At 69.2% G+C, this 5,736-nt stretch carries 6 protein-coding genes; 5 read left to right on the plus strand and 1 reads right to left on the minus strand.

Annotated elements, in window-relative coordinates; all coding sequences use genetic code 11:
• From K0M70_RS08005 to yeiP, 4 genes are all read left to right on the plus strand, one after another.
• A partial coding sequence (locus K0M70_RS08005; protein WP_290781274.1) for a GGDEF domain-containing phosphodiesterase occupies nucleotides 1–1,721 on the plus strand: 1,721 nt, incomplete at its 5' end.
• Nucleotides 1,718–2,209, plus strand: a complete 492-nt coding sequence (locus tag K0M70_RS08010) for a GNAT family N-acetyltransferase (RefSeq protein WP_290781275.1) — start codon at nucleotides 1,718–1,720, stop codon at nucleotides 2,207–2,209. The genes K0M70_RS08005 and K0M70_RS08010, both read left to right, overlap by 4 nt.
• Nucleotides 2,210–2,273: 64 nt before the next feature.
• Nucleotides 2,274–3,044 carry an SDR family NAD(P)-dependent oxidoreductase gene (locus tag K0M70_RS08015; RefSeq protein WP_290781276.1) on the plus strand — a complete coding sequence of 257 codons (771 nt, stop codon included), beginning with the start codon at nucleotides 2,274–2,276 and terminating at the stop codon, nucleotides 3,042–3,044.
• 18 nt (nucleotides 3,045–3,062) lie between these two features.
• The gene (yeiP, locus tag K0M70_RS08020) at nucleotides 3,063–3,626 is read left to right on the plus strand and encodes an elongation factor P-like protein YeiP (RefSeq protein WP_290781277.1); all 564 of its coding nucleotides are present in this window, start codon (nucleotides 3,063–3,065) and stop codon (nucleotides 3,624–3,626) included.
• Between the two features lie 91 nt (nucleotides 3,627–3,717).
• On the opposite strand, the gene K0M70_RS08025 is transcribed toward yeiP, so the two are convergent.
• Nucleotides 3,718–4,269, minus strand: a complete 552-nt coding sequence (locus K0M70_RS08025; protein ID WP_290781278.1) for an NUDIX hydrolase — start codon at nucleotides 4,267–4,269, stop codon at nucleotides 3,718–3,720.
• A 94-nt stretch (nucleotides 4,270–4,363) separates the two neighbouring features.
• Here K0M70_RS08025 and nhaC point away from each other — a divergent pair.
• Nucleotides 4,364–5,736: Na+/H+ antiporter NhaC (gene nhaC / locus K0M70_RS08030; RefSeq protein WP_290781279.1), on the plus strand; the 1,373-nt coding region annotated here is incomplete at its 3' end.

Genomic DNA, 5,736 nt, shown 5'->3' on the forward strand with positions numbered 1-5,736 from the left:
GCAAGCCGCACCAGGTGATATCCCTGTTCTCGGATGTCACCGAACTCAAGCGCGACAGCGCCCTGTTCCTGCGGGCGCAGGCCCTGGCCCGCATCGGCGGCTGGGAGTGGGACGGCGGCCGCAACCGGATTTACCTCACCGACGAGGCGCTGCGCATCCTCGGCCGCCGCGACGACCCGCCGCGCACGCTGGAAGACGCCATGGTGCACGTCGCCCCCGCACACCGGAAGGCGGTGGAGGACGCGTTGGAAAGCGTGGTGCGCGACGGCGGCGCGTTCGACCTGGAGATCCAGGTGCGGCGTCTGGACGGTGAAATGCACTGGGCCCGGCTGATGGGCCAGGCCGAGGGCCGGGCCCCGATGCCGGCGCGCATCACCGGCACCGTGCAGGACGTGACGCAGCGCCGCCAGATCGAAGAAGCGCTGCGCAGCCAGGCGCGTACCGACCCGCTGACGGGCCTGTTCAACCGCGACGGCATCCTGTCGGAAGTCGAGCGCCAGCTGGACGACCAGCATCCGGGCGCCACGGTGATCTACATCGACCTGGACCGCTTCAAGCTCGTGAACGACCTGCTGGGCCACGCCGCTGGCGACCACATGCTGGTCAGTGCGGCGCGCCGGCTGGAGCAGTGCGTGGGCGATGCCGGGCTGCTTGCCCGCTTCGGCGGTGACGAGTTCCTGGTGGTTACGCCGCCCAACGACAACCCGGCGATGGCCGAGGCGCTGGCGGAAAAGATCACGCGTGCCTTCGGCGACAGCTTCCGCTACGCCGGCGAGGAATTCACCATCACCACCAGCGTCGGCCTCGCACGCCACCCCGTGCACGGCCGCACCGTGCAGCAGCTGGTGAACAATGCCGACGCGGCGATGTACGACGCCAAGCGTCGCGGCCGCAACACCTGGCAGGAGTTCACGCCCGAGCTGGCGCGCAAGCAGCACGACCGCGTTCAGATCGAGGCGCAGCTGCGCCGTGCGCTGGACAACGGCGAGTTCCGGCTGGTCTTCCAGCCGCTGGTGTCGCTGGCCGACGGCCGCGTGTGCAGCGCCGAAGCGCTGATCCGCTGGAACAACCCCACGCTGGGTGAAATCAGCCCGGACGATTTCATCAGCCACGCCGAGACCACCGGCGACATCGTCGGCATCGGCGCCTGGGTGATCGACGCCGCCTGCCGGCACATGGCGCAGTGGCGCAGCGACGGCCTGGCGATCGAACGCGTGGCGGTGAACGTGTCGTACCGCCAGTTCCTCACCGAAGACCTGGTGCAAACCATCGCCAGCGCCCTGGCCGACCATGGCCTGCCCGGCGCTGCGCTCGAGCTGGAGTTCACCGAACGCGTGCTGATCGAGGACGCGCCCGACACCCTCGCCACCTTCAAGGCGCTGCGCGAGCTGGGCGTGGTGCTGACCATCGATGATTTCGGCGAAGGCTACAGCGCACTGAACTACCTGCGTCGGCTGCCCATCCACGGCCTCAAGCTGGCCCAGAGCTTCCTGCAGGGCGTGCCAGGCAATGCCTCGGACGTGGCCATCTGCCAGGCAGTGGAAGGCATCGCCCGCGGCCTGGGCCTGGAAGTGGTGGCCGAGGGCATCGAAAGCCCGGCCCAGCGCGATTTCCTGCTGGCGCTGGGCATCGGCATCGGCCAGGGATTCCTGTTCAGCCCGGGCCTGGACCCCGACAACTTCGCGGCCTACCTGCGCCAGAACAGGGCCGCGCGGCCATGAACTCGCCCGACCTGATCATCCGTCCCATCACGGCCGACGATGACGCCGCCGTCGCCGGCATCATCCGTACCGTGATGCCCGAGTTCGGCGCCGACGGCCCGGGCTTCGCCATCCACGACCCGGAAGTGCAGGCGATGCATGCGGCCTATGACCGGCCGGGCGCGGCTTATTTCGTGGTGGTGGCCGACGGGCGCGTGCTGGGCGGCGGCGGCGTGGCTGCGCTGGACGGCGGCCCGCCGGGCGTGTGCGAGCTTCGCAAGATGTATTTCCTGCCCGCCCTGCGCGGCCTTGGCGCCGGCGCCGCCCTGATGACCCGCTGCCTGGACGCCGCCCGCGCGCTGGGCCCCCAGCAGTGCTATCTGGAAACCCTGTGCGGCATGGACCAGGCCCAGAAGCTCTATGAACGCACCGGATTCCGGCGCCTCGACGGCCCCCTGGGCAGCACCGGTCATTTCGGCTGCGACCGCTACTACCTGCTCGACCTCTGAGCGCCCGGGTAGGAGGGCCCGCGGCACCGCTGATAGAATCGCGGGTCAACCAGGAGATCCACCAATGCAGATCCAGGACACCCGCGCCGTCATCACCGGCGGCGTCTCCGGCCTCGGCCTGGCCGTGGCGCAGCGGCTGGTGGCCGGCGGCGCCAAAGTCGCCCTGTTCGACATCAACGACGACAAGGGCGCGGCCGCCGTGGCCGAGCTGGGCGCCGGCAGTGCGCACTACTTCCGCACCGACGTCACCGACGAGGCCAACGTGGCCGCCAACGTCGCCGCCGCCCAGCAGTTCATGGGCGGACTCAACGCCGCCATCAACTGCGCCGGCATCCTGGGCGCCGGCCGCGTGCTGGGCAAGGAAGCGCCGATGCCGCTGAAGAACTTCGCCGGCACGGTGATGGTGAACCTGGTGGGCAGCTTCAACGTGGCCAAGGCCGCGGCCGACCTGATGCAGCACAACGCCCCGGGCACCGACGGCGAGCGTGGCGCCATCATCAACACCGCCAGCGTAGCCGCCTACGAAGGCCAGATCGGCCAGGCCGCCTACTCCGCGTCCAAGGGCGGCGTGGTGGCCATGACGCTGCCGATGGCGCGTGAACTGGCGCGCTTCGGCATACGCGTGAACACCATCGCCCCGGGCATCTTCTGGACGCCGATGGTGGACGGCATGCCCGAGGCGGTTCAGCAGTCGCTGAGCGCGTCCATCCCCTTCCCTTCGCGGCTGGGCCAGCCCGCGGAGTTCGCCGACCTGGTGGCCTTCATCCTGGGCAGCCTGTATCTCAACGGCGAAACCATCCGCCTCGACGGCGCCGTGCGCCTGGCCCCGAAGTAAACCCAAAGAGACCACCCCATGAAAGCTGGCGACATCAAGAAAGGCAACGTCATCGAACACAACGCCACCGTCTACCAGGTGCGCGACATCGAACGCAGCTCGCCGCAGGGCCGCGGCGGCAACGTCAAGTTCCGGTTCACCCTGTACAGCGTGCCGGGCGGCGTGAAGTTCGACCTCAGCTGCGGCGCCGATGACGAGCTGCGCGAAGTGGACATGAGCCGCCGCGAGTCCACCTATTCGTACAAGGACGGCGAAGCCTTCGTGTTCCTCGACGCCGAGGACTACACGCCCTACCAGCTCGACGCCGACGTGGTGGGCGACAACGCCGGCTACATCACCGAAGGCCTGGAAGGCTGCTATATCCAGCTGATCGAAGACGTGCCGGTGGCCGTGCAGCTGCCGCCCAGCGTGGCGCTGGAAGTGATCGAAACGCCGCCGGAACTCAAGGGCGGCACGGCGACCAAGCGCCCTAAGCCCGCCAAGCTCAACACGGGCCTGGAAATCATGGTGCCCGAGTACATCACCAACGGCGAAAAGATCTGGGTCAGCACGGTCACCGGCGAGTTCAACGGTCGAGTCTGAGCCGCTTGCGACAGTCCGGGGGACTGTCGTCGCTCAGGCTCGGTTGAGCCATGGATGGCGAACGTCAGCGCACCATGGACGGTTGCTTGCCTCAGCCCGCTTCCAGCTCCAGCCACTTCACCGCCATGCGCCGCAGCGACTCGTCCGACGACGGGTCGCCGGCGATGTCCGCCACCGATTTCCACGCCAGCGCCAGCGATTCTTCGCTGACGGCGAAAGCCTCACTGCCGGTCGCGCGCACCACGAAGCGCACGTCGTAGTGCCAGTGCTCCGGCTCACTGCCGCGCGCGGGGATGGCGTGGCGGTCGAGGTCGAAGATGGCCGGCTCCACCACCAGGTCCCCCAGTCCCGACTCCTCCTCCGCCTCGCGCAGCGCAACCTGCGCCAGGTCGGCGTCGCCGTCGGCGTGGCCACCCAGCTGCAGCCAGCGGCCGAGCTTGCGGTGGTGGGTGAGCAGCACGCGCGCGCCGTCGGCGCTGACCAGCCACGCCGAACCCGTGTAGTGGCCCGCCAGGCGCGCCCGTTCGAAGACGGCCCCGGGATCGAGCAGCAGCTCCCGGAACAGGGCGACGGCCGCCGCCTCGGCGGGATATCGCACCAGATAGTCGTTGAACAGCGGGACCAGCGGCAGACGGTCGGTCATCGGGGATCCGGACGGTGGCGAAGGGTGCCAGCATACCCGCGCGGCCCGGGCCGGCTCGGGTAAACTCCGGCGGATACTCTGGGGAGAGCGACCAATGACCGAACCAACGCCGGCCGTGCAGGCACGAGAACCGACCTTGCTGCAGGCCTTCCTGCCCCTGGTCTTCCTGTTCGCCCTGCTGGGCACGTCGGTATACCTGTTCGCGGACAATTCGGCATACGGCGGCAGCCAGATCTCGCTGCTGCTGGCCGGCGGCGTCGCGGCCCTGGTCGGAATCCGAAACGGCATGCGCTGGGACGATGTGCAGGACGCGATCGTGCACGGCATCTCGATCTCCACCAACGCCATCCTGATCCTGCTGGCGGTGGGCTCGCTGATCGGCTCGTGGATCCTGTCCGGCGCCGTACCCACACTGATCCACTACGGCCTGATGCTCCTGCATCCGTCCTTCTTTTATCCAGCGGCCTGTCTGGTCTGCGCCATCGTCGCGGTGACCATCGGCAGCTCGTGGACAGTGGCCGGCACCCTGGGCGTGGCGCTGATGGGCGTGGCGCAGGGCCTGGGCCTGGACCCGGCGATCACCGCCGGCGCGGTCATCTCCGGCGCCTACTTCGGCGACAAGCTGTCGCCGCTGTCGGACACCACCAACCTGGCGCCCGCCGCGGCCGGCAGCGAGCTGTTCGCGCACGTGCGGCACATGACCTGGACCACCATCCCCAGCATCATCATCGCGCTGGCGGGCTTCGCATACCTGAGCATCGGCGTGACCGCCGGCACCGCCGAGGCCGGCTTCGCGGACCTGTCGGGCGAGCTGTCGCGCATCTTCGCCATCGGCCCGCACCTGCTGCTGCCGCTGGTGGTGGTGTTCGGCCTGGCCGTGATGCGCTTCCCGGCCTACCCCACCATCCTGATCGGCGCGCTGCTGGGCGCGGTGTTCGCGGTGATCTTCCAGCCGGAGCTGGTGGTGGCGCTGGCCGCCGATGAAACCCTGTCGCGGCCGATGGCCCTGCTCAAGGGCGCCTGGTCGTCGCTGATCGGCGGCTACAAGGGAGAATCGGGCAACGAGGCCATCGATTCGCTGCTCAACCGCGGCGGCATGTCCAGCATGCTCAACACCGTCTGGCTGGTGATCTGCGCGATGTCCTTCGGCGCCATCATGGAGCGCGCCGGCCTGCTCGAGCGCCTGATCCGCAGCGTGCTCAAGATGGCCCGCTCCACCGGCTCGCTGATCGTCGCCACCCTGGTCACCAGCTTCGGCACCAACGTGCTGGCCGCCGACCAGTACCTGGCCATCGTGCTGCCGGGCCGCATCTACCGCTCCGAATACGAAAAGCGCGGACTGGCCGCGGTGAACCTTTCGCGCGAACGGGCGGCCCCCGGCACCTCCCCCTCGCCGCGGGGGCCCTGTAACCCCGGCGGCGCCTACATGGCCGCCACGCTGGGCGGGGCCACGCTGGACTACCTGCC

The organism is Arenimonas sp. (assembly GCF_019459675.1).
Taxonomy (GTDB): Bacteria; Pseudomonadota; Gammaproteobacteria; order Xanthomonadales; family Xanthomonadaceae; genus Arenimonas.

Bases quoted from the DNA above. Each gene is read 5' to 3' on its own strand.
- K0M70_RS08010 (WP_290781275.1), top strand. From the start codon at position 1,718: ATGAACTCGCCCGACCTGATCATCCGTCCCATCACGGCCGACGATGAC.
- K0M70_RS08015 (WP_290781276.1), top strand. From the start codon at position 2,274: ATGCAGATCCAGGACACCCGCGCCGTCATCACCGGCGGCGTCTCCGGC.
- yeiP (WP_290781277.1), top strand. From the start codon at position 3,063: ATGAAAGCTGGCGACATCAAGAAAGGCAACGTCATCGAACACAACGCC.
- K0M70_RS08025 (WP_290781278.1), bottom strand. From the start codon at position 4,269: ATGACCGACCGTCTGCCGCTGGTCCCGCTGTTCAACGACTATCTGGTG.